The organism is Cellulophaga sp. Hel_I_12 (assembly GCF_000799565.1).
Classification (GTDB): Bacteria; Bacteroidota; Bacteroidia; order Flavobacteriales; family Flavobacteriaceae; genus Cellulophaga.
This window is the reverse complement of the sequence record NZ_JUHB01000001.1, coordinates 1,911,375-1,934,572: the sequence shown is the minus strand read 5'-3', so window position 1 is coordinate 1,934,572 and position 23,198 is coordinate 1,911,375. Positions and strand designations below refer to the sequence as shown.

The 23,198-nt window shown below is 35.3% G+C and carries 21 protein-coding genes; 13 read left to right on the top strand and 8 right to left on the bottom strand.

Translation table 11 applies throughout. The features are described from left to right. Positions 1-254: 254 nt before the first annotated feature. The 7 genes from GQ45_RS08615 (at position 255) to GQ45_RS08585 (ending at position 9,649) form a co-directional block, all read left to right on the top strand. Positions 255-1,277 carry a LacI family DNA-binding transcriptional regulator gene (locus GQ45_RS08615; protein WP_047416758.1) on the top strand — a complete coding sequence of 341 codons (1,023 nt, stop codon included), beginning with the start codon at positions 255-257 and terminating at the stop codon, positions 1,275-1,277. A gap of 25 nt (positions 1,278-1,302) precedes the next feature. Continuing rightward, a complete protein-coding gene (gene pgmB / locus GQ45_RS08610; protein ID WP_047420218.1) occupies positions 1,303-1,956 on the top strand; it encodes a beta-phosphoglucomutase in 654 nt (217 codons plus the stop codon). A 61-nt stretch (positions 1,957-2,017) separates the two neighbouring features. Further along, positions 2,018-4,336, top strand: a complete 2,319-nt coding sequence (locus GQ45_RS08605) for a glycoside hydrolase family 65 protein (RefSeq protein ID WP_047416755.1) — start codon at positions 2,018-2,020, stop codon at positions 4,334-4,336. A gap of 207 nt (positions 4,337-4,543) precedes the next feature. After that, entirely contained in the window at positions 4,544-6,415 is a 1,872-nt protein-coding gene (locus tag GQ45_RS08600; protein ID WP_047416752.1) for an alpha-amylase family glycosyl hydrolase, read from the top strand. A 647-nt stretch (positions 6,416-7,062) separates the two neighbouring features. Further along, on the top strand, positions 7,063-7,812 hold the full coding sequence (locus tag GQ45_RS08595; RefSeq protein WP_047416750.1) for a glycerophosphodiester phosphodiesterase family protein: 750 nt from the start codon (positions 7,063-7,065) through the stop codon (positions 7,810-7,812). Continuing rightward, positions 7,812-9,098 (top strand): NAD(P)/FAD-dependent oxidoreductase, encoded by a 1,287-nt coding sequence (locus GQ45_RS08590; protein ID WP_047416748.1) that lies wholly within the window; start codon positions 7,812-7,814, stop codon positions 9,096-9,098. The genes GQ45_RS08595 and GQ45_RS08590 overlap by 1 nt, the downstream gene beginning before the upstream one ends. A 5-nt stretch (positions 9,099-9,103) precedes the next feature. After that, complete coding sequence (locus GQ45_RS08585; protein WP_047416746.1) at positions 9,104-9,649, top strand: DUF1697 domain-containing protein; 546 nt, start codon at positions 9,104-9,106, stop codon at positions 9,647-9,649. A gap of 112 nt (positions 9,650-9,761) precedes the next feature. Here GQ45_RS08585 and GQ45_RS08580 read toward each other — a convergent pair whose 3' ends face one another. Beyond that, positions 9,762-10,235 (bottom strand): TspO/MBR family protein, encoded by a 474-nt coding sequence (locus GQ45_RS08580; RefSeq protein WP_047420217.1) that lies wholly within the window; start codon positions 10,233-10,235, stop codon positions 9,762-9,764. A gap of 99 nt (positions 10,236-10,334) precedes the next feature. On the opposite strand from GQ45_RS08580, the gene mvaD reads away from it, so the two are divergent. From mvaD to GQ45_RS08550, 6 genes are all read left to right on the top strand, one after another. Next, complete coding sequence (mvaD, locus tag GQ45_RS08575; protein WP_047416743.1) at positions 10,335-11,432, top strand: diphosphomevalonate decarboxylase; 1,098 nt, start codon at positions 10,335-10,337, stop codon at positions 11,430-11,432. A 158-nt stretch (positions 11,433-11,590) separates the two neighbouring features. Beyond that, positions 11,591-12,529: a mevalonate kinase gene (locus GQ45_RS08570; protein WP_047416740.1), complete on the top strand. Its 939-nt coding sequence runs from the start codon at positions 11,591-11,593 to the stop codon at positions 12,527-12,529. 10 nt (positions 12,530-12,539) lie between these two features. Then, complete coding sequence (locus tag GQ45_RS08565) at positions 12,540-13,445, top strand: geranylgeranylglycerol-phosphate geranylgeranyltransferase (RefSeq protein ID WP_047416738.1); 906 nt, start codon at positions 12,540-12,542, stop codon at positions 13,443-13,445. Further along, positions 13,446-14,396, top strand: coding sequence for a carbon-nitrogen hydrolase family protein (locus tag GQ45_RS08560; protein WP_047416736.1), 951 nt, complete (start codon positions 13,446-13,448; stop codon positions 14,394-14,396). A 207-nt stretch (positions 14,397-14,603) separates the two neighbouring features. Then, entirely contained in the window at positions 14,604-15,446 is an 843-nt protein-coding gene (locus tag GQ45_RS08555; RefSeq protein WP_047416734.1) for a pseudouridine synthase, read from the top strand. Positions 15,447-15,451: 5 nt separating this feature from the next. Beyond that, complete coding sequence (locus tag GQ45_RS08550; protein WP_047416732.1) at positions 15,452-15,874, top strand: hypothetical protein; 423 nt, start codon at positions 15,452-15,454, stop codon at positions 15,872-15,874. A gap of 132 nt (positions 15,875-16,006) precedes the next feature. Here GQ45_RS08550 and argH read toward each other — a convergent pair whose 3' ends face one another. The 7 genes from argH to proC form a co-directional block, all read right to left on the bottom strand. Next, entirely contained in the window at positions 16,007-17,287 is a 1,281-nt protein-coding gene (argH, locus tag GQ45_RS08545) for an argininosuccinate lyase (RefSeq protein WP_047416730.1), read from the bottom strand. A 175-nt stretch (positions 17,288-17,462) separates the two neighbouring features. Continuing rightward, on the bottom strand, positions 17,463-18,530 hold the full coding sequence (locus GQ45_RS08540; RefSeq protein WP_047420215.1) for a M20 family metallo-hydrolase: 1,068 nt from the start codon (positions 18,528-18,530) through the stop codon (positions 17,463-17,465). Position 18,531: 1 nt separating this feature from the next. Further along, the gene (gene argB, locus GQ45_RS08535; RefSeq protein WP_047416728.1) at positions 18,532-19,326 is read right to left on the bottom strand and encodes an acetylglutamate kinase; all 795 of its coding nucleotides are present in this window, start codon (positions 19,324-19,326) and stop codon (positions 18,532-18,534) included. Between the two features lie 102 nt (positions 19,327-19,428). Next, complete coding sequence (locus GQ45_RS08530) at positions 19,429-20,373, bottom strand: acetylornithine carbamoyltransferase (RefSeq protein WP_197056934.1); 945 nt, start codon at positions 20,371-20,373, stop codon at positions 19,429-19,431. A gap of 1 nt (position 20,374) precedes the next feature. Then, complete coding sequence (proB, locus tag GQ45_RS08525) at positions 20,375-21,136, bottom strand: glutamate 5-kinase (RefSeq protein WP_047416726.1); 762 nt, start codon at positions 21,134-21,136, stop codon at positions 20,375-20,377. Between the two features lie 102 nt (positions 21,137-21,238). Next, the gene (locus GQ45_RS08520) at positions 21,239-22,369 is read right to left on the bottom strand and encodes an aspartate aminotransferase family protein (protein WP_047416724.1); all 1,131 of its coding nucleotides are present in this window, start codon (positions 22,367-22,369) and stop codon (positions 21,239-21,241) included. A 20-nt stretch (positions 22,370-22,389) separates the two neighbouring features. Beyond that, entirely contained in the window at positions 22,390-23,190 is an 801-nt protein-coding gene (gene proC / locus GQ45_RS08515; protein WP_047416723.1) for a pyrroline-5-carboxylate reductase, read from the bottom strand. Positions 23,191-23,198: the final 8 nt, after the last annotated feature.

Sequence of the window (23,198 nt, the reverse complement as noted above, 5' to 3'; positions counted from 1 at the left end):
CGATATTCTCAATTTTTTGATGTTATAATTGTAATTTTGCCTTTTTTACCAAATATACAATTTTTATTTAATTAGGTAGCACTGTATTTTATTTGGTCAATTGTTAAAAAATCAACAATTCATATAGTTTGGCTAATTAAATACTAATTTAACATTTTGATTTTTTAAAAGAGCAACAGTAAAGATGTTAAAGGTATAAATAGGCATTAGGTTATTCCATAGATACTCTAAAAGTTACATTATAAAAATAGCAAATGAAACAAAAAATAACTTTAAAGCATATCGCAAGAGAATTAGAAGTTTCGATTTCAACGGTATCTAAAGCTTTAAAAAATAGTGAGGAAATTAGTCGAGACACCAAGGAAAAAATACAAGCTTTCGCTAAATTATACAACTACAAACCCAATAATATAGCGATTAGTTTAAAAAATAAAAGAACTAAAAATATTGGCGTAATTATTCCAGATATCGTACACCATTTTTTCACCACAGTTTTTAGAGGAATCGAAAAATACGCGAATGCAAAAGGCTACAATGTTATTGTTTGTGTCTCGGACGAATCTTTTGATAAGGAAGTAATTAACATGGAAATTCTCGCGAATGGCAGCGTCGATGGCTTTATCATGTCTTTATCTGCAGAAACGCAACTAAATAACGACTACAACCATTTAAATGAATTAATTGAACAAGGTATACCATTGGTGCTGTTTGATCGAGTGACCGATTCAGTAGCCTGTGATAAGGTATTAATCAATGATAAAGATGGTGCGTATAGAGCGGTTAAAAAACTACTTTCAAATGGAAGAAAAAAAATAGCTTTAATTGCCACTGAAGACTATCTGAGTGTGAGTAAAGATAGAACAATGGGATATTTACAAGCCTTAAAAGAGTCTGACATAGAAATAGATGAAAATTTAATTCTAAAATTACCATCTATGAGCAGTGTTGAAGGAGATAAAATGGAAACCTTTTTTAAAAATCAGCAAGTAGATGCTGTTTTATGTGTGAATGAAATTTATGCTATTCATGGCATGCGTATCGCTCAAAAAATGGGCTATAAAATACCAGAAGATATTTCTTTTATAGGATTTACGGATGGTATCTTATCAAAATTTTCAAACCCTACATTAACATCTGTAGCGCAGCATGGAGAAAAAATGGGGGAGATAGCAGCGGAAATGCTCATCGAAAAGGTAGAGAGTGAAAATGATGTAGAAACCTTTAGAACAGAAATATTAGAAGCCACCATTGTGGAAAGAGAATCAACAGAAAACTAATGAAGTTAAGATTATAGGTGTAGTAATGAAGCATACAGGATTTATTTTTGATTTAGATGGTGTTGTCGTTGACACGGCAAAGTATCATTATTTGGCTTGGAAAAAATTAGCCAATCAATTGGGATTTGAGTTTACCATCGACCAAAATGAACTTTTTAAGGGGGTTAGCAGAAAACGATGTTTAGAAATTTTATTAGATATTGGAGGAGTCATTGCCACACAAAAACAATTTGATACTTGGATGATTGAAAAAAATGAAGATTATCTGAGGTATATCGAAGCTATGGATTCATCTGAAATTTTACCTGATGTGCCTAAAGTATTGAACTATCTAAAGTCTAATAAGATTCCTATTGCTTTAGGTTCTGCGAGTAAAAATGCGAGACCAATATTAGAAAAAGTAAATTTACTTTCTTATTTTGATGTTATTGTAGATGGTAATCATGTAACAAAAGCAAAGCCAAATCCAGAAGTTTTTCTGATGGCAGCCGAACAGTTAGGAATAAATCCAGAAAATTGCATTGTTTTCGAAGATGCCGTTGCTGGAATCCAAGCAGCTAACGCGGCAAAAATGATAAGCATCGGTATCGGAGACGCCAAAATATTGTCAGAGGCAAAGTATAATTTTTTAGATTTTACTCACATAGAATTATCGTTTTTAGAAACCCTTATTTCTTAATTTTAGTTCCTCTTTAGGAAGCTAAAAAAAATCATCGAACATAATATTTTATTTTTTACAAATGAATCAAGAGTACATAAAGGCCACTGAATGGTCAATCATAGAAGAAGATTTTAACAAAGAACTCGTAAAATCTTCTGAGAGTTTATTTAGTATGGGTAACGGGGCTATGGGGCAACGTGCTAATTTCGAAGAAGCCTATACTGGTGAAACCTTTCAAGGAAGTTATATTGCAGGCGTTTATTACCCTGATAAAACGCGTGTAGGCTGGTGGAAAAATGGCTATCCTGAATATTTTGCAAAAGTATTAAATGCCCCCAATTGGATAGGGATTCATGTTGTTATCAACGGGGAAGTACTTGATTTAAACACATGTATATCAGTTTCAAAGTATAAGCGAGAATTAAACATGAAAGAGGGCTGGTACCAGCGTTCTTTTATAGCTGTTTTGCCTAATGCTGTAAAAATAGCGGTGAAAGCAACGCGTTTTTTGAGTTTAGATGTAAATGAAGTTGGGGCTATACAGTATGAAATAAAGGCTGTTGAATCGGATATTGAAATCATTTTTGAACCTTATTTAGATAGTGGAATTACGAATGAGGATAGTAATTGGGATGATAAATTTTGGAATACCACGGCAATTACCTCGGACGAAGCCCAAGCGTTTATCGAGGCCCATACAATGAAAACAAATTTTGCTACCTGCACTTTTATGCAATCGCAATTGTTTTTGAACCAAAAACAAATACTACAAAAGCCCAAGGTATCCAAGACAGATTTTAAGGTAAAACATGCGTATACGCAAAAATTAAAAAAAGGAGAAACGGCTGCCCTACATAAATTTGGCGGGTATACTGTAGATCGCAACCACAAGCCATCAGACTTAATCACTGCCGCAAAAAAGGTGTTAAAAAAAGCGAGTGAGCTTAATTTTGAGGGTTTATTAGAAAAGCAAAAAGAAGCTTGGGCCCAAATTTGGGAGATGAGTGATATCACCATCGAGGGTGATATAAAAGCGCAACAAGGAATCCGTTTTAATATCTTTCAACTAAATCAGACCTATTTAGGAACAGATTCTACCTTGAATATTGGTCCTAAAGGTTTTACGGGAGAAAAATATGGGGGTAGTACCTATTGGGATACCGAGGCCTATTGCATTCCATTTTACATGGCGACTAAGGAACAAAAAGTGGCTCGCAATCTATTAGAATATCGCTATAACCATCTAGAAAAAGCGATTGAAAATGCTCAAAAATTAGGTTTTTCGAACGGAGCAGCCTTATATCCAATGGTGACTATGAATGGTGAGGAATGCCATAATGAATGGGAAATTACCTTTGAAGAAATTCATAGAAACGGGGCTATTGCCTTTGCTATTTACAACTATTACCGCTACACGGGCGATTATACCTATATTCCAGAAATGGGCTTGGAGGTATTAATCGGAATAGCTCGTTTTTGGCAACAACGTGCTACGTTTTCAAGCCAAAAAAACAAATACGTAATTCTTGGCGTAACAGGACCCAACGAATATGAAAATAATGTAAATAATAACTGGTATACAAATTACTTAGCAAAATGGTGCATTAATTATACGTTAGCACAAATTCAGAAAGTAAAAGAAGGCTATTCAGAGGACTACCATAGAATAATAGGTGTTACGAAGCTGACAAAAAATGAAACAGAGCTATGGGAAAAGGTAGCTTCTCAAATGTATTTTCCGTTCTCTAAAGAGCATGATATATTTTTACAACAAGATGGTTTTTTAGATAAAGAACTAATTTCGGTTGCCGATTTACCAAAATCACAACGGCCTATTAATCAAAAATGGAGTTGGGATCGTATTTTGAGATCACCTTATATAAAACAAGCAGATACTTTACAAGGGTTTTACCTCTTTGAAGATCATTTTACCTTAGAGCAACTAGAAAAGCATTTTGATTTTTACGAACCCTTTACGGTGCACGAATCCTCATTGTCGCCATGTGTGCACAGCATTCAGGCTTCTAAATTAAATAGAATGGAACAGGCGTATACCTTCTATTTACGTACGTCTCGCTTAGATTTGGACGATTACAATAAAGAAGTGGAAGAGGGTTTGCACATCACTTCCATGGCAGGTACTTGGATGAGTATTGTAGAGGGTTTCGGCGGTATGCGCATTGTGGAGGATAAATTGTCTTTTATACCTCGAATTCCAAAACAATGGAAGGCCTATTCTTTTAAAATAAATTTCAGAAAACGGATTTTTAAAATTACCATTACCCACCAAGAAACTATTTTTGAGTTAGAGTCTAATGAAGATACGTCGATTAGAGTAAACGGAAAAAGAGTGGTGATTTCCCCTAATCAACCCACTAAAATTAAGTCGAATAGCTAAAGTTGAATACCAAAAGGTGTAAGTAAAAAACACGAAAGTTAGTAGTACGGAGTGCAAAATAAAGGAAAGTTCTAAGTACTATGTGTTATGTTTTTACTGCTGTCCCTAAGCTAGTCCGAACTAAGGATTTCAAATGTGAACTTTCGACATTTGACTTTCGACTTTCGACTTTCAACATTTGACACTTGACAGTAAGACATTTTAAAAATGAAAATAAAAATCGTACTTATTCTAATACTAAGCTTAGTTGCTTGTAAACAAGAGACTAAAGAGGAATCGAAAATGAATAAAACCATACCCAAAAAGAAGAAAGAAGTTGTTTATCAGGTATTTACAAGACTTTTCGGAAATACAAATACCACGAATAAAGCTTGGGGCACCATAGAAGAAAATGGTGTGGGTAAATTTTCTGATTTTACCCCAAAGGCACTTCAAGAAATTAAAAGTTTAGGAGTTACCTATATTTGGTATACTGGAATTCCACATCATGATGTAATTCGAGATTATACCGCCTTCGGAATTTCAAATGACGATCCGGATATTGTCAAAGGCAGAGCAGGATCACCTTATGCGGTAAAAGATTATTATAACGTAAATCCTGATTTGGCGGATAATCCTCAAGATCGGTTAGCAGAGTTCAAAAATTTAATAAAGAGAACTCACGATGCCGGAATGAATGTCCTTATCGATATTGTTCCCAATCATGTAGCCAGAAATTATGAAGGAAAATCAACTCCCGAAGGCTTAGCACCTTTCGGGGTATCAGACGATCCCAGTGTAGCTTACAAACGTGATAATAATTTTTATTACGTACCGAATAGTGAATTTAAAGTGCCTGAATGGCGTGACGGGTATCAGCCTTTAGGTGGAACTTCTCCCAGTTTGGTGGATGGAAAATATAAAGAAATTCCTGCGCGATGGACGGGTAATGGTTCCCGATTGGCACAACCTGATGCCAATGATTGGTATGAAACCGTGAAAATTAATTATGGTGTAAAACCAGATGGGTCTTACGATTTTGACACCCTACCCGTAAATTTTGACACCAAAGATTATAAGGAGCATTACACTTTTTGGCGAGATAAAGATGTACCTAGTTCTTGGAAAAAGTTTAAAGATATTGCCTTGTATTGGTTAGCAATGGGTGTGGATGGTTTTCGTTTTGATATGGCAGAAATGGTACCTGTAGAGTTTTGGAGTTATATGAATTCTAGCATTAAAATGAAAAATCCAGAAGCCTTTTTATTGGCGGAAGTGTATAATCCGGCCTTATATCGAGAGTATATCCACAAAGGGAAAATGGACTATTTATATGATAAAGTAGAATTGTATGATAGTATAAAACATATCATGGCGGGTCACGGTTGGACAGATCATATTGAAACCGTGCAACGTGGCCTGAAAGATATTGAGCATCACATGCTTCATTTTTTAGAAAACCACGACGAACAACGTATTGCAAGTCCTGAGTTTGCTGGAGACCCTAAAAAAGCGATGCCAGCGATGGTTATTTCTGCTACAATCAGCACCTCGCCAACCATGATTTATTTCGGACAAGAATTAGGGGAGCCTGGCGCTGAAAAAGCAGGATTTGGAAGTCCTAGTAGAACATCTATTTTTGATTATATAGGGGTGCCCACTTTACAACGATGGGTAAATCATAAAAAATTTGATGGCGGACAATCCACCAATGAAGAAAAAGCGCTACGCGATTTTTATAAGCGCTTATTAAATTTTACCATTCAGAGTGAAGCCCTAATGGGCGATTACCAAGAAATTCATTATTACAATAAAGAACATACAGCAACCTACGATCATCGCGTTTTTTCCTATGTAAGATGGTCAGAGAATGAAAAATTGATCATCTTGAGTAATTTTGACAGTGAAAAAGACTATACCTTAGAGGTTAAAGTTCCTCAGGAAATTACTTCAAAATGGCAATTAGAACAAGGTACATATACTTTAGAAGACCAATTATACGAGGCGATTAAAGTACAAATGAAGCTCGATGAAAATGGCGTAGGGCATTTTTCAATTTCATTAGCGCCTTTGCAGTCGTTAATTTTTAAATTGAAATAGCCTATTGGGTCTTCGACAAGCTCAGACTGACATTGGTTTTTTCGATTGTTTAATTAAAAAATTTCATCTTTTCAGTGTTTTAAAACATTGATAATGCCACTTACAAGTAATACTGTTTTGCTGAGCCCTTCGACTTAGCTCAGGACAAGCCTGTCGAAGCATTATCGTTTGGGTCTTCGACAAGCTCAGACTGACATTGGTTTTTTCGATTGGCTAATTAATTAATTTCATCTTAGTAGTATTTTTAAATATCTTGAAATGCCAATTAGTAAGTCAGATTGTCCTGCTGAGCCTGTCGAAGTATTATCGTTTGGTCTTCGACATGCTGAGACTAGCATTCGTTTTTTCGATTGGTTACTTAAAAAACTTCACCTTTTAGTGTTTATATATTTATAATGCCACTTATCAGGAATACCGTCTTGCTGAGCCCTTCGACTTAGCTCAGGACAAGCCTGTCGAAGCATTATCGTTTGGTCTTCGACATGCTGAGACTAGCATTGGATTTTTCGATTGGTTAATTAAAAAATTTCACCTTGGTAGTATTTTTAAAATTTAACTCCTGACGATGACTGGTAAAAATGTCTTTCAGCCTTTATTGCAGTATGTATTTAAACTAGAAAACCCTAACTTGCATCAAAACAAAAAACATGCGAAAATTCATGCTTTTTTTAATTGTGCTAACCACCAGTACCTCCTGTATGGACCAACATAAATTACAAGTTATTGGCCATCGAGGCGCCATGGGTCATGAAACGGAAAACACCATCGCATCTATACAAAAAGCCTTGGAGCTAAAAGTTGATATGATCGAGATTGATGTCTTTAAAATAGCCAGTGGTGAAATTGTTGTCTTTCATGATGATACCTTAGAAAGATTGACGAATGGCACAGGAAATATTGAAGACTACACATGGCTTGAGTTACAAAAGTTAGTAATTACAGGCAATCATAAAATCCCTTTATTAACTGAGGTTTTAGACCATATTGATGCAACAGTTGCACTAAACATTGAGTTAAAAGGCGCAGGAACAGCGAAAGATGTTAATGTCATTCTTGAAAAATATATAAAGGAAAAGAACTGGACACTTGATGATTTTTTAATCTCTAGCTTTAATTGGGATGAGTTGAAAATGATGCGTCAAATTAACAATAAAGTCGCTATTGCTATTTTAATCGAAGAGGCAAACCCGCTAGAGGCTTTAGCTATTGCACATGAGCTTGGGGCAGTGGCGATCAACCCTGACTACGAAAAATTAGATGCTGAAATCGCCCAAAAAATCCGAGAGGCAGGATTTAAAATATATCCATGGACGGTCAATGAACCGCAGGCTATATTAAAAATGAAAACCTTAGGAGTTGATGGTGTCTTTACAAACTATCCAGAACGCGTAGAATAATGGAGGATGTTATCATAATTGGTGGTGGTGCTGCGGGGTATTACGCAGCCATACACATTGCTGAAGCAAACCCGAAGCTAAAAATCCTTATTTTAGAACGCGGTAAAGAAGTGCTCACTAAAGTTAAAGTTTCAGGCGGGGGTCGCTGTAATGTGACGCACGCAGAATTTGATCCTAACGAATTGGTATTAAATTACCCAAGAGGAGAAAAAGAACTAAAAGGCCCGTTCCATACCTATTGCAGCGGAGATACGATCGCTTTTTTTGAGAAAAGAGGGATTCCTTTAAAAATAGAGGAAGATGGCAGAATGTTCCCAGAAAGCAATAGCTCTAAAACTATAATCGATTGTTTTGTAAACGAAGCAGAACGCCTGGGCGTTCAATTATTGCGCAACAGTTCTGTCATCGCCATAGAAGCCATAAAAAAGTCTAAAGACAAGCCTAGCGATGGGTGGATGGTTGCATCGATTCAAAAAAAATACTATGCTAAAAAAATTTTAGTGGCCACAGGGAGCAATCCTAAAATTTGGAAGATGATCGAAAAATTAGGGCACAGCATAGTGAATCCAGTTCCTTCCTTATTTACGTTTAATATAAAAGATGCTAGAATTGATGGTATTCCTGGAGTAAGTACGTTTGTTAATGTTGAGGTTCTTGAAAAAAGTGTGCCTCATAAAGTAACTATACCATTAAAAAGCAAGGTAAGCCCTAAAGCTGTTTTGGCATCGGAAGGGCCATTGTTAATTACGCATTGGGGTATGAGCGGACCAGCTATTTTAAAACTGTCAGCTTGGGGCGCGCGTGAGCTAAACAACTGGGATTATACATTTAAAATACGCGTAAACTGGTTGCCGGAGTATCAAGAAGAAGGCTTATTACAGTTATTGCTACAAATAAAAGAGGTAGAAGCTAAAAAGACCGTATTACGAACAAATGCAGTAGACATTCCAAAACGATTATGGCTAAATTTGGTGAAGGCTTCTGATATTTCGGAGACTACCAAATGGGCGGAAGTAACGAAAAGTCAATTGCAATCTTTAGCACAGCAAATTACGGCTGGAGAATTTCAAGTGGAGGGTAAAAGCACGTTTAAAGAAGAATTTGTGACCGCTGGTGGCATCGATTTAAAAGAAATCAACTTTAAAACCTTCGAGAGTAAAGTACAAAAAAACCTATTTTTCGCCGGAGAAATAGTTAATATTGATGCCATTACCGGCGGGTTCAATTTTCAAAATGCGTGGACCAGTGGTTTTATTGCTGCGCAGGCAATTGCCGCTAACGAATAATTGATATGAAAACTTACCTACTATTTTTAAGAGGGATTAATGTTTCTGGTCATAAGAAAATTAAAATGACCGATTTAAAACACATGTTAGAGCGCATAGGCATGCAAAATGTTCAAACCTATATTCAAAGTGGTAATATTGTTTTAAAAGTCACAGATGAAAATGTGCAGATTTTAGAAAAAAAAGTAAGTGAGGTAATTACTAGAAATTATGGTTTTGAAGTTCCAGTATTAGTTTTAGAATTATCAAATTTTAATGAGATTGTACATCAATCACCTTTTAGCGAGTACAATGATTTAGAGAAAAAGCACGCGTATTTTGTGTTGTTAAAAAATAAACCTGAAACTCAATTGATACAAGCCTTGGAAGAAGAAAAATACCCAAATGAAACATTTAAAATCACTCAAAATTGTATTTATTTGACCTGCAAAAATGGCTATGGTAATGCAAAATGTAATACTAATTTTTTTGAAAGAAAACTAAAGGTGCAAGCTACCACCCGTAATTATAAAACAATGTCAAAACTAGTAGCAATGACTACAGAGTACTAGAAATTTAGTTGAGTAAATAAGTAGATTTTTCACCTAAGTAAATGGCAACATTCAATAATCTTCAAATCAATTGTTACATGGGTACATTAAAAAATTACCAAATTAACCCCCATCAATTTAACGCCCATATTTTATAATTCAGGACCGTTGCAAAACAAACCCAAAGCAAATAGGGTATCATTAATAAAGCCGCGGTTCTATGCACTACTTTGAACCATTTGATCGTTAGGATAATTAATATCAACAAAGTAAAAATAACGAGTAAGGCCCAAAAGGGCTCTTGTAGTCCAAAAAAAACAATACTCCACAAAGCATTAAAGAGCAATTGAAAAATAAAATGGTATAAGGCAGTTTTTACCCAAATATGATGAAAACCTCGCGCCCAAACCAAACCCGCTGCAATACCCATTAGGATATATAAAACAGACCAAACTGGTGCAAAAATCCAATTTGGAGGATTAAAGCTCGGTTTGTTTAAGCTAGGATACCAGGTAGCTATAGAAGATTGGGTAACAGTACTGGATAAAAAGCCAATGAGCAAACAAATGGCAACTGCTATAGCGCTATAATAAAGTCGTTTTTTCAAAATAGGGATTGGTGTAAACAACTAAAATAGTGATTTTATAGCATTGATTTAATCTAAAATGTACTTAAAAACTATCTTTGCATAAAAAATTGACATTTCATGACCGAAATTGACTTTCTTCCTACGCCTTACCTACAGACTGTTGAAACAGGAACTGTGAGCTATAAATCGCCAAGTAATATAGCACTAGTTAAATATTGGGGTAAAAAAGAAAATCAAATTCCACAGAATCCTTCCATCAGCTTTACGCTAGATGCTTGTGCAACAACTACACAAGTTTCATTTAAAAAATTAGAACATAAAGGGGTCGGTTTTTCCTTTGATTTATGGTTTGAAGGCCAGCAGAAAGAAGATTTTAAACCAAAAATAAATACTTTTTTTTCAAGAATTGAGCAATATTTGCCTTTTTTAAAGGAGTATCATTTTAAAATTGAAACCTCGAATTCATTTCCTCATAGTAGTGGAATTGCATCTTCAGCAAGCGGTATGTCTGCTTTAGCTTTATGCTTGATGGACATTGAAAAAAAGCTAGTTGGCCATATGTCAGCAGCTTTTTTTATAAAAAAAGCCTCTTTTTTAGCACGTTTAGGCTCTGGCAGTGCTTGCCGGAGTATTGAAGGCACTATTGTGCAATGGGGAGCCCATAAAAATACACAAGGGAGTTCTGATTTGTACGGTATAAAATATCCTTACGAAGTACACGCTAATTTTAATAATTTTCAAGACACGATTTTATTGGTCGATAAAGGGCAAAAGCAGGTGAGCAGTACTGTGGGTCATAATTTAATGCACGATCATCCTTATGCTTCGGAACGTTTTAAACAAGCTCATGATAACTTAGATAAACTAATGGCAGTTTTTAAAACAGGAGATCTAGTTGAATTTATAAAAATAGTAGAAAGTGAGGCTTTAACCTTGCATGCCATGATGATGACTAGTCTGCCTTATTTTATTTTAATGAAACCCAACACTTTAGAAATCATCAACAAAATTTGGGCTTTTAGAGAACAAACAGGCAGTCATGTTTGCTTTACTTTAGATGCAGGGGCTAATGTGCACGTTTTATATCCAGAAAACGAAAAACAAAAAGTTTATCAATTTATTAAGGATGAGTTACTAGTATATTGCGAAAACCAACAGTATATTTGCGATCAAATAGCGTTGGGGGCGAAACAGTTAGCAGGAAACCATCCCTAAATAATTAAACTTAATTTTGTCAATATATAGTGATTAATGGCAGTAATAAGTGCTGCAAAATTTTAAATGAGTATATTTAAACCAGCAAAAAAATAAGTAACTATAAAATTGCAAGGAGTAATTTTTTAGTTTTATGTATATATTTTAATTAAAAGAACGTGAAAGGACCATTATTTTATTCAAAAATTTTATTGTTCGGTGAATACGGAATTATTAAGGATTCTAAAGGACTTTCAATACCTTATAATTTTTTTAATGGAGCTTTAAAAAAAGATAGTAATCCCTCACAAGAGGCACTTAAAAGTAATAAGAGCCTAGAAAAGTTTAGTTTTTACCTTGAAAGCTTATCGGAAAAAGAACCGAATCTGGTTACTTTTGATATGGAGGGATTAAAAAGCGATATTGCCGAGGGTATGTATTTCGATAGTTCTATTCCTCAAGGCTATGGCGTGGGAAGTAGTGGTGCTTTGGTGGCTGCCATATATCAAAAATACGCTTTTGATAAAATCACGGTGTTAGAAAACCTCACGAGAGAAAAACTATTGCGCCTAAAATTAATTTTTGGGAAAATGGAATCTTTTTTTCACGGAAAATCTTCAGGTTTAGACCCTTTAAATAGTTACCTAAGTCTGCCTATTTTAATAAATTCTAAGAACAATATAGAATCTACAAGTATTCCTTCTCAAAATACAGCAGGTAAAGGCGCTGTGTTTTTACTAGATAGCGGTATCGTTGGCGAAACAGCGCCGATGGTTCAGATTTTTATGGAGCAAATGAAAAATACCGGCTTCCGTAAAATGTTAAAAGAACAATTTATAAAACATACTGATGCTTGTGTTGAAGATTTTGTGAGTGGTAATGTAACCTCTCTTTTTGGAAATTTAAAGCAATTATCAAATGTGGTTTTAGATAATTTTAAACCGATGATACCTGTAGAATTTCAAAAGCTCTGGAAACAAGGAATTGATAGTAACGATTACTATTTAAAACTTTGTGGTTCTGGGGGTGGTGGTTATATCTTAGGTTTTACTGAAGATTTTGAAAAAGCTAAAGCAGCCTTAAAAGATCATAAATTAGAAGTGGTCTATAACTTCTAAATGGTTCAACATGCTTAATAGAAAAAATAAACTCCTACTTTTAAAGTTATTGAGTTTGTTTTCTGTAGTTCGGGGGTATAATATTTTACTTATTATTCTAGCCCAATACTTAGCTTCTATCTATATTTTATCACCCAACTTACCCTTAAGAAAAGTAGTTTTTGATACAAACCTTCTGGCTATTATCATCGCCTCTGCTTTGGTGATTGCCTCAGGATATATTATTAATAATTTTTATGACGCAGAGAAAGACTTAATCAACAAGCCTCATAAAACAATGTTAGATAGGCTGGTGAGTCAACGGTTTAAATTAAGCACCTATTTTGTGCTTAACTTTTTGGCCGTATTTGTAGCCAGTTATGTTTCTTTTAAAGCCGTTGTATTTTTTTCCGCTTATATCTTTGGAATATGGCTGTATTCTCACAAATTAAAAAAAATGCCTTTTATTGGTAATTTTGTTTCTGCAACGCTTGCTATTTCTCCATTTTTTGTGGTCTTTGTCTATTATCGAAATTTCGAGGCTGTCATTTTTGTACATGCCTTATTTTTGTTTTTATTGATTTTAGCTCGGGAAATGATTAAAGATTTAGAAAATATAAAAGGTGATATCGCTCAAAATTATAAGACAATCCCAGTTATTTTGGGCGTTAAATTTTCAAAGTATTTAATAGCTGTTTTAATTTTGTTTACCTTAATTCCCTCTTTATTATTAATTTTTAAATTTGATGTTGGAAATATGGTCATTTATTTTATTGGATGTGTTGTATTTTTATTGCTCTTTTTAATTCTTTTATTCAAGTCGGAGTCAAAAATGCATTATGTATGGTTACACAATATCTTGAAGTTCATTATTATTTCAGGAGTTTTTAGTATTCTGTTAATTGACATAGATTTAGTTTTAAATAGAATTTTATAGATGGATACTTTTCTAAAAGTTGCCTTAGCACAAATAGCGCCCGTTTGGTTAGATAAAAGGGCAACGATAAAAAAAATCGAGGCTTCCATAATTGAAGCAGCCAGCGAAAAAGCAGAGCTTGTCGTTTTTGGAGAGGCGCTATTGCCGGGTTATCCATTTTGGTTGGCACTAACAGAGGGTGCCACCTGGAATTCAAAAGTAAACAAAGAACTGCATGCGCATTATATGCATAATGCCATTCAAATAGAATCGGGAGAATTAGATGCGATTTGTGATCTTGCAAAAGCTAATACTATTGCCATTTATTTAGGAATTATTGAACGTGCTAAAGACAGAGGAGCACATAGTATTTATTGTTCATTAGTCTATATTAATGAATTTGGAGCCATAAAATCGGTACATCGCAAACTGCAACCCACCTATGATGAACGACTCACTTGGGCACCAGGTGATGGGAACGGCCTACAGGTACATCCACTAAAACACTTTACCCTTGGAGGATTAAACTGTTGGGAAAATTGGATGCCTTTACCTAGAACAGCACTTTACGGGCTAGGAGAAAATTTACATATTGCGGTTTGGCCAGGTAGTGAGTATAATACTAAAGACATCACGCGTTTTATAGCAAGAGAGTCCCGTAGTTACGTAATCTCGGTCTCCTCATTAATGACAAAAACAGACTTCCCGAGTGCTACACCACATCTCCATAAAATTCTGGAAAAATCACCCGATATATTGGCCAATGGTGGCTCTTGTATTGCTGGGCCTGATGGCGAATGGATTATACCGCCAGTGTTACATAAAGAGGGATTAATTTACTGTACTTTAGATTTTAATCGCGTTTACGAAGAGCGGCAAAATTTTGATGTTGTAGGGCATTATTCAAGACCTGATGTGACCAAGCTCACTGTGAATAGAGCGCGCCAATCGAGTGTTGATTATAAAGATTAATAGTTCCAGAAGGATCATTTACAATATTCTAATTCCCTTAGGATTGTTCTGAGACTTGATCATGAGCTGTTTTGTAGTTCCATTTTTTAAGTCGTGTTATCGCTATGGTTTGGGATTTTGGCGAAATAATGCAAAAAAAGAGGCATAAAAAAATAATTGATAGATTTTTAATGAGACTCTCACTACCTTTGCGGAAATATTTCAGTTATGAGTAGGTCAGATTCCAATAATGATAATAAAGCTTCAGGGAGAGAGGGAGGAAACTTTAGAAAGAAGAGCTTCGCTAGAGGAAACGCACCCATCAAGAAAAAAATTGTCGCAAAAAATCCTTCCAATCCAAATGTTTTGCGTTTAAATAGATATGTAGCTAATTCTGGTGTTTGTTCACGGAGAGAAGCCGATATTTTTATTGCTGCTGGAAGCGTAACGGTAAATGGTAAGGCTGTCATTGAAATGGGGTATAAAGTACAATTGACCGATGAAGTAAGGTTTGATGGACGACTTTTAAATCCTATCAAGAAAGAGTATATTGTATTAAATAAACCTAAAGATTTTTCAACATCAGCTAAAGATGGTCAGGGACAGCGTACAGCGATGGGTTTGGTGTCTAATGCTACCAAGGCAAAATTATTAGCGGTAAGTAAAATGGATAAATCTGCTACAGGTCTATTGTTGTTTACCAATGACGGAGAATTAATCGCAACCCTGAATACTCCCAAGAATGGTGTTCGAAAAATATATCATGTAGAATTCACAAAACCATTTAAAAGTGCTGATTTAAAAAGAATTAAGGATGGTTTAGAGGTAGACGAACATTTAGTTCGTGTACAAGATATTAGTTATATTGACAATGCACCTAAAAATCAAGTAGGCATCGAAATTTTCAGTACAAGGAATAATATTGTGCGTAAACTGTTTGAACAATTAGAATACGAAATTGTAAAGCTCGATTTAGTAGTATACGCAGGATTAACAAAAAAAGATTTACCTCGTGGCAATTGGAGACCACTCACAGATCAAGAGATTATAAATTTAAAAACAATTAAGTAAAGTACATGTTAAGGAAAAGGCCTTATTTATTTTTATGGTTTTTAGCTGCTATTTTATGTATGGCTTACGGTATTTCTTATCTTTTTCAAATAGACACAAACTTTTCCTTGACCGTTAGTGACGTCTATGTGGTTGTTGCCCATTCACAATTGTTTTTACTATTTGCATTATGGCTATTGTTATGTGGTTTTGGTTATTTTGTATTGGGCAGATACAAAATAACGCCTGTTTATTCCTTGACTAAATTGCATATCCTTTTTACATTATTAACCTTTTTTATCATTATAATTGATCAATTTACAAATCATAATAGTTTAGAAACGGTTCTTGTTTGGGTTGCTATTTTACTTTTTCCAATAGCACAAATTATTTATTTTATAAATATCATTGCAGCAACGGTGCTAAACCTTCAAGAGAATACCGTTTAAGCTATCGGGAAGCCCTCTAAATGGGTTACTTAACCCAAATAGATCTTGTAAAAGAAAAGGCTTTAGGAATGCGTTCGCTCCTTATGGCAACCACTGATTGATTTTAAAGCAACGAAAAAACCTTTTATAGCTTTAATCAATATCCTCCATCTTTTTCCTAATTTCCTCTAAACACAAATTCCCTAAACTACCTTGATGCGTATGTTTAATATCGCGTTTTGGGGTAAACCTACCTTCATAAATTTCAATGCCCATTTGTTTATAGGCATCACGAAAAGGAGTTCCAGATAATACCAATTCATTCAGTGTGTCCACACTAAACAAATAGTCGTACTTCGGGTCTTCTAAAATGGCTTCATTAACGCGAACTTCTTTTAAACTAAAAGTCAAGATTTCTATACAAGCTCTAAGATCTTGAATAGCTGGAACAATTACTTCTTTTACCAATTGTAAATCTCGGTGGTACCCACTGGGTAAATTGGTGAGTAGCAGGCTTAGTTGGGTAGGTACTGCTTGCAGTTTATTACATTTTCCACGAATTAACTCAAAAACATCCGGATTTTTTTTGTGTGGCATAATACTCGAACCCGTAGTTAATTCGTCAGGGAAAGAGATAAAATTAAAATTCTGACTCATATATAAACAAATATCCATGGCCATTTTAGAGAGTGTTGCTGCAATACTACTGATGCCAAAAGCCGCTGCTTTCTCTACTTTTCCACGGCTCATTTGTGCCGCTACGACATTGAATTTTTGTGTAGCAAAGTTCAACTCTTGGGTCGTAAAAGCTCTATCGATTGGGAACGAACTTCCGTATCCCGCCGCACTTCCTAATGGGTTTTGGTCTGCTATTTTCTGCGCTGCATCAATGAAATACAAATCATCAATTAAGCTTTCTGCATACGCTGAAAACCATAAACCAAAAGAGGAAGGCATGGCAATTTGTAAATGCGTATACCCGGGTAATAAAATGCTTTTATGTTTATCGGCGAGATCTAATAGCAAGTCAAACAATATTTTGGTTTCGGATTTAATCGCTGCAAGTTCATTTTTTAGATATAAATGCATCGCCACTAAAACTTGATCATTTCTGGAGCGCGCCGTATGAATTTTTTTCCCTGTATCCCCTAATTTTTGAATGAGGAGGTATTCTATTTTGGAGTGCATATCTTCAAAAGAATCTTCAATGGTAAAGGTTCCCTTGTCGATTGTTTCCCCAATATCCGATAATTCTTGAACCAACCTATGCGTTTCTTCTGGCGTTAATAAGCCAATTTTGCCCAACATTTTTGCATGTGCTTTTGAAGCCATTACGTCGTATTTCGCCAAATGCAAGTCTAACTCTCGATCATTACCAACGGTAAAATGATCTATTTTTTTATCTGTACTAAATCCTTTGTCCCAAAGTTTCATTTTAATCGGTTGTTAGTGGTTCGTATTCATTTAGTTGTTGGTTGATGGTTGTCTGTTGATGAAAAAAACTGTTTATTCTTTCCTTTGATTGATAGTTTTATTTAAAACTTAAACCATTTTTTAAAATTGAAATTGAAATTGAAATTGAGCTTGAATTTTAATTCCTCCTTTGGGGTTAGGGGGCTAAAAAGCCTTCCAATATCTCAATATACAAATCTATTCCTTCTTCAATTTCATGAATATAAATATACTCATTTGCTGAATGAGAACGTGTACTATCCCCAGGCCCTAATTTCAAAGATTGGCATGTTAATGCTGCCTGATCCGAAAGGGTAGGTGAGCCGTAGGTAGTTCTGCCTAATGCAATTCCTGATTGCACTAAAGCATGGTTTTTATCGATCGAAGAAGAGTTAAGCCTAAGGGAACGTTCTTTAAGTTCACATGGTGCCTCAGATTTTAGTATCGTCGCAATTTCTTGATTGGTATACTTATCATTTACGCGAACATCTAGCACCAAATCAACTTGTGAAGGCACTACATTATGTTGATTTCCAGCGTTGATTTGCGTGACGGTTAATTTTACCTCTCCAAGGACTTCGGATGTTTTATTAAAGGTATAATTTTTAAACCATTCTAATACTTTAATCGTATTGTAGATAGCATTGTCCTCATTAGGATGGGCCGCATGCGATGGTGTTCCTTTTACCACAGCATCAAAAACTAGTAAACCTTTTTCTGCGATCGCTAAATTCATTAAAGTAGGTTCACCTACGAGAGCCACATCAATTTTAGGTAAATTGGGTAATAAGCCTCTTAAACTATTTTTTCCTGCATTTTCTTCTTCTGCTGAGGCCACCATTAAAATATTATGACTTAAATTTTCGTTCGCATAAAAATGGGTAAACGTCGCGAGTAGTGATACTAAACAGCCACCCGCATCATTACTCCCCAAACCATATAATTTACCATCCTCTATATGCGGATCAAATGGGTCTTTGGTATACCCTTGATTTGGTTTGACGGTATCATGATGAGAGTTTAAAAGCAATGTAGGTTTGCCATCATTCCAAAATTTATTTTTAGCATATACATTGTTGTTTTCTCTAGTAAAAGGAATACTAAAAAAAGTGAACCAGTTTTGAATTGCTTCTGCTGTTTTATCTTCTTCTTTAGAAAAAGACGGAATGCTGATGAGCTCTTTTAAAAGGTCAATGGCTTTTTCGGTGAGTTGTTTTTGAGTCATTTTATAAGGTAATTGTGGTAAATAAAGTAGCATCGGTTTTCATCATTTCCAAATCTCCTAAACATACTTTATCTACGTTATGCCGTAAAGCATGAAAACAATTCTCTAATTTAGGAAGCATACCTGCTACTATTATTTTTTGTGTTAATAGGTCTTGATATTGTTCTGTATTGATGTGTTTTATCACCGAATTTTCATCTTTGATATCGAGCAAAACACCCTTTTTTTCAAAACAATAATACAAGGTAGTTTTGTAAATTTTACTCAGGCCAATCGCAATTTCCGAGGCAATCGTATCAGCATTGGTATTTAAAATTTGACCTTTACCGTCATGTGATAAAGCACAAAAAACAGGGCTGAGTTTTGCTTTTAATAGGGTATCAATGAAGTTGGTATTTACACGATCTATATCGCCCACGAAACCGTAATCTATATCTTTTACAGGGCGTTTATGTGCTTGAATGCTGTTCGCGTCGGCCCCGCTTAAACCAATCGCGTTACAAGTATTTGCCTGTAATTTTGCCACTATAGTTTTATTGGCTAAACCACCATAAACCATGGTAATGACATCAATACTATCGGCATCAGTAATACGTCTTCCATGCACCAATTTAGATGCTATGCCTAGTTTTGAAGCTAAGGTAGTCGCTAATTTGCCCCCACCATGAACTAATATTTTTGGACCCTCTAAGGCGGAAAACAAGGTTAAAAACCTATTTAATTCCGCCGTATTTTCAATGACATTACCGCCAATTTTTACAATGGATAAGCTCTTTTTAGTCTTCTTAGTCGGCATGAGTTCTACTTTATGAGGTATTACTTGTTTTAATTCACTTCTTTAGGCTCTTTCCTTTATAAAGAATAAGCTCGTTTTTTTAGTCCCAACATGAGTTTCTCCTTAGGAACCTAGGGAGTTCAGTATCTTCTTTAAGACAATCTGTGCCGCATAGGTTCTATTATTGGCCTGTTCAATCACTAAAGATTGGTCGCTGTCTAAAACTGCATCTTCTACGATCACATTTCTACGGACCGGTAGACAGTGCATAAACTTAGCATTCCTAAGTTTTTCTTTCGTCATCATCCAATTTTTATCTTGGTTCACTACCTTGCCATAGTCTGCATAACTACTCCAATTTTTCACATAAACAAAGTCTGCATTTTCTAGGGCTTTATTTTGATCGTATTCAATTTTAGCCTCTTTTGTAATTTCAGGATTTAATTCGTACCCTTTTGGGTGGGTAATGACAAAATCAGCCTCTTGTTTCAGCATCATTTCAGTAAAAGAATTGGCTACCGCATGGGGTAAAGCCTTCGGATGTGGTGCCCACGACAGTACTACTTTTGGTCGTTCTTTTGTTTTGTTTTCTGCCATCGTGATGGCATCTGCCAAGGCTTGTAAAGGATGCCCAACAGAACTTTCCATATTTACGACGGGAATAGTGGCATATTTTTTAAATCCGTTGATCACTAATTCGGCTTCATCTTTCTCTTTATCACTTAACGAGGCAAAAGCACGAATCGCAACAATATCACAAAACTGCGCCACCACTTGCGCAGCTTCTTTTATATGTTCTGATGTGCCTTGGTCCATGATGCTCCCATCCTCATATTCTAGAGCCCAACCTTCGCTTCCGAAGTTCATCACCATAACTTCTAAGCCCAAATTACTAGCTGCTTTTTGAGTACTTAAACGCGTTCTAAGGCTGTTATTAAAAAATAACAAACAGATAGTTTTTCCTTTTCCTAATTTTTTAAACGCTTTTGGACTTTCTTTTAAAGCTTTTGCTTCTTTTACCCATTGTGCTAATGAATCTATGTCTTGTATGCTTAGGTAATGCATCATTTTATTTAATTTTTGTAAAATTGCTTCGTCCGTTGAAGGCATCAGTTATAAAATTATCTTTTAAACCATTGAGGATCCAAGTTTCAATATTGGCACTTTTAGCAATGGTGGCAGCTTCTATTTTTGATTGCATTCCCCCGGTACCATGTGTTGATTTTTGAACATCAACTTCTTGAATTAAATCATTCAAATCAATCACTTCTTGAATGGTTTCTGGTATTTCGTTTAAAAAAGAATGCTTGGTATAAACACCATCGGTATTGGTAGCGATTAATAGTAAGTCAACCTCTAACAAAGCAGCAGTTAATGCCGCCAGTTTGTCATTATCACCAAACTGTATTTCATCCGTGGCTACAGTATCATTTTCATTGATTATAGGAATAAAATTATTGGCTACTAAAACATCAATCGTATTTTTTATGTTCAATTTGGCTTTCGGATTTTCAAAATCAGAATAGGATAGTAAACATTGCGAAGTAAATAAACCCAATTCTCTAAAATTCTCTTGAAAAATTCGCATTAAGTGGGGTTGTCCTATGGAGGCTAAAGCTTGTTTTATGGTTATTTCTTCTCCATTGTGCTCTAATTTTACAAATTGTTTGGCAGCTACAATGGCACCAGAACTTACGATGATAAACTCGTACTCGTTTTTTAAAAGCGCAATTTGTCGACCAATATCCTCAATTTTACCTCTGGAAATATGATCAGTTTCCTTGGTTAAAGTAGTGGAGCCAATTTTAAGTAAAATTCTTTTTTTCCTCATTACAAATTATTTCTATCCTTCCCTCGATGACGGGAGTCCTTTTCATTTTATAGTACCAAACTTGAACTTTTCCACAAGGTATAAAGGTCTCCTTTTGGACGCTTAGAGGGCAAGCTCCTTTTTTAGTGCATCAAAAAACAGATCAAGTTCTTTCTCGGTTATAGTTAAAGCAGGTAAAATTCTTAATAAATTTTTATTACTAGCACCACCCGTAAAAATATGCTGATTATAAATTAGTTTTTTTCGAAGATCACCAACTTCAAAATCGAACTCCAAACCTAGCATGAGGCCTCTGCCTTTTACTTTTTTTACCTGCGGAATTTCAGCGGCACAAGCTCTAAAATAGTGTTCCAATCGATGTGCATTCTCCATTAAATTCTCATTTTCTAACACCTCCAGAACGGCTAAAGTTGCCGCGCAAGCTAAATGATTACCACCAAAAGTTGTCCCTAACATTCCGTAGGTGGCTTTGATGCTTTCATGAATTAAAATTCCGCCTACAGGAAAACCATTGCCCATGCCTTTAGCAATACTGATGATATCTGGTTGAATAGTATGATGCTGAAAACCAAAGAATTTTCCGCTCCTGCCAAAGCCTGATTGCACTTCATCGGCAATTAAAACTACGCCATTTTTTTTACAGATTTTTGCAACTTTTTGGTAGAATTCTGTCGTAGGTTCATCTAAGCCACCCACACCTTGAATAGCTTCTAAAATAACGCCACAAACATCACCTTTTTCAATTTCTTTTTTTAAGTTTTCTACATCTTCAAAGGCTAAAAAAGTTACCTTTTGTTGTTTATTAATGGGTGCGTTTATTTTCTCGTTATCGGTAGCGGCGACGGCTGCTGAGGTTCTGCCATGAAAACTGTTGTGGAACGCAATAACTCTAGATTTTCCAGTAACAAAGGATGCCATTTTTAAGGCATTTTCATTGGCTTCGGCACCAGAGCTGCACATAAACAGATTATAATTTTCACAAGCGGATTGTTTTCCTAATTTATGAGCTAATTCTTCTTGTAAGGGATTTTGGATAGCGTTACTGTAAAAACCAATTTTATGCAACTGTTCTTCTATTCTTTTTACATAATGCGGGTGCGTATGTCCTATAGAAATTACGGCATGACCTCCATAAAAATCTAAATATTCCAGGCCTTTATCATCGGTAACAACAATACCTTTTGCGGAAACCGGTGTTACATTGTATAAAGGATATACGTCAAAAAGTTTCATATGTTTAAATCTTTTAATGTCTATAAATTACCCTCTTTAATTCTTGATATTTTATCATAAGAAGCGATTATCCCTTGTATTAAGGAAGAACTTAAGCCTTGGTGTTCCATTTCGTTAAGGCCTTCAATAGTGCAACCTCTGGGGGTGGTTACTCGGTCTATTTCAGCTTCAGGATGACTACCTGCCTCAATTAATAAACTCGATGCACCAAAACAAGTATGCATCGCTAATTCTTGTGCTTCCTTGGCATCAAAGCCTAATTGAATTGCACCTTGGGTAGTTGCGCGAATCATTCGCATCCAAAAGGCAACACCACTCGCGCAAATTACAGTTGCTGCTTGCATTTGGTTTTCTGGAATTTCCATAGAATGACCCATTCTATTAAAAATAGCTTTTGCCAAATCAATTCTTTTTTTACCTTTTTCATTACTACAAACGCAAGTCATTGATTTACCTACAGAAATAGCGGTATTTGGCATGCTGCGAATAATATATTGGTCTGTTCCAATACTCTTTTCTATTTGAGCTATTCCAAATCCGGTCACGGTAGAAATGACCACGTGTTTCTCCGTTAATAAATCTTTGATGTCTTCAAGAATCGGCAGAAAATGTGCAGGTTGTACGGCGAATATTAAAATATCAGATTTTTCAACAGCGTCTCTATTGTCAGAAGTAACAGTAACGTTTCCGAATTTTTCAAAATTTAGGATATTTCTAGTATTTCTTTTTGTCAAAAACATGCTGGTGGCTCCATTCGAATTTAAAATTCCCTTGGCGATTGCAATTCCCAAATTTCCTGTTCCTATGATGGCTATTTTCATAATATAAG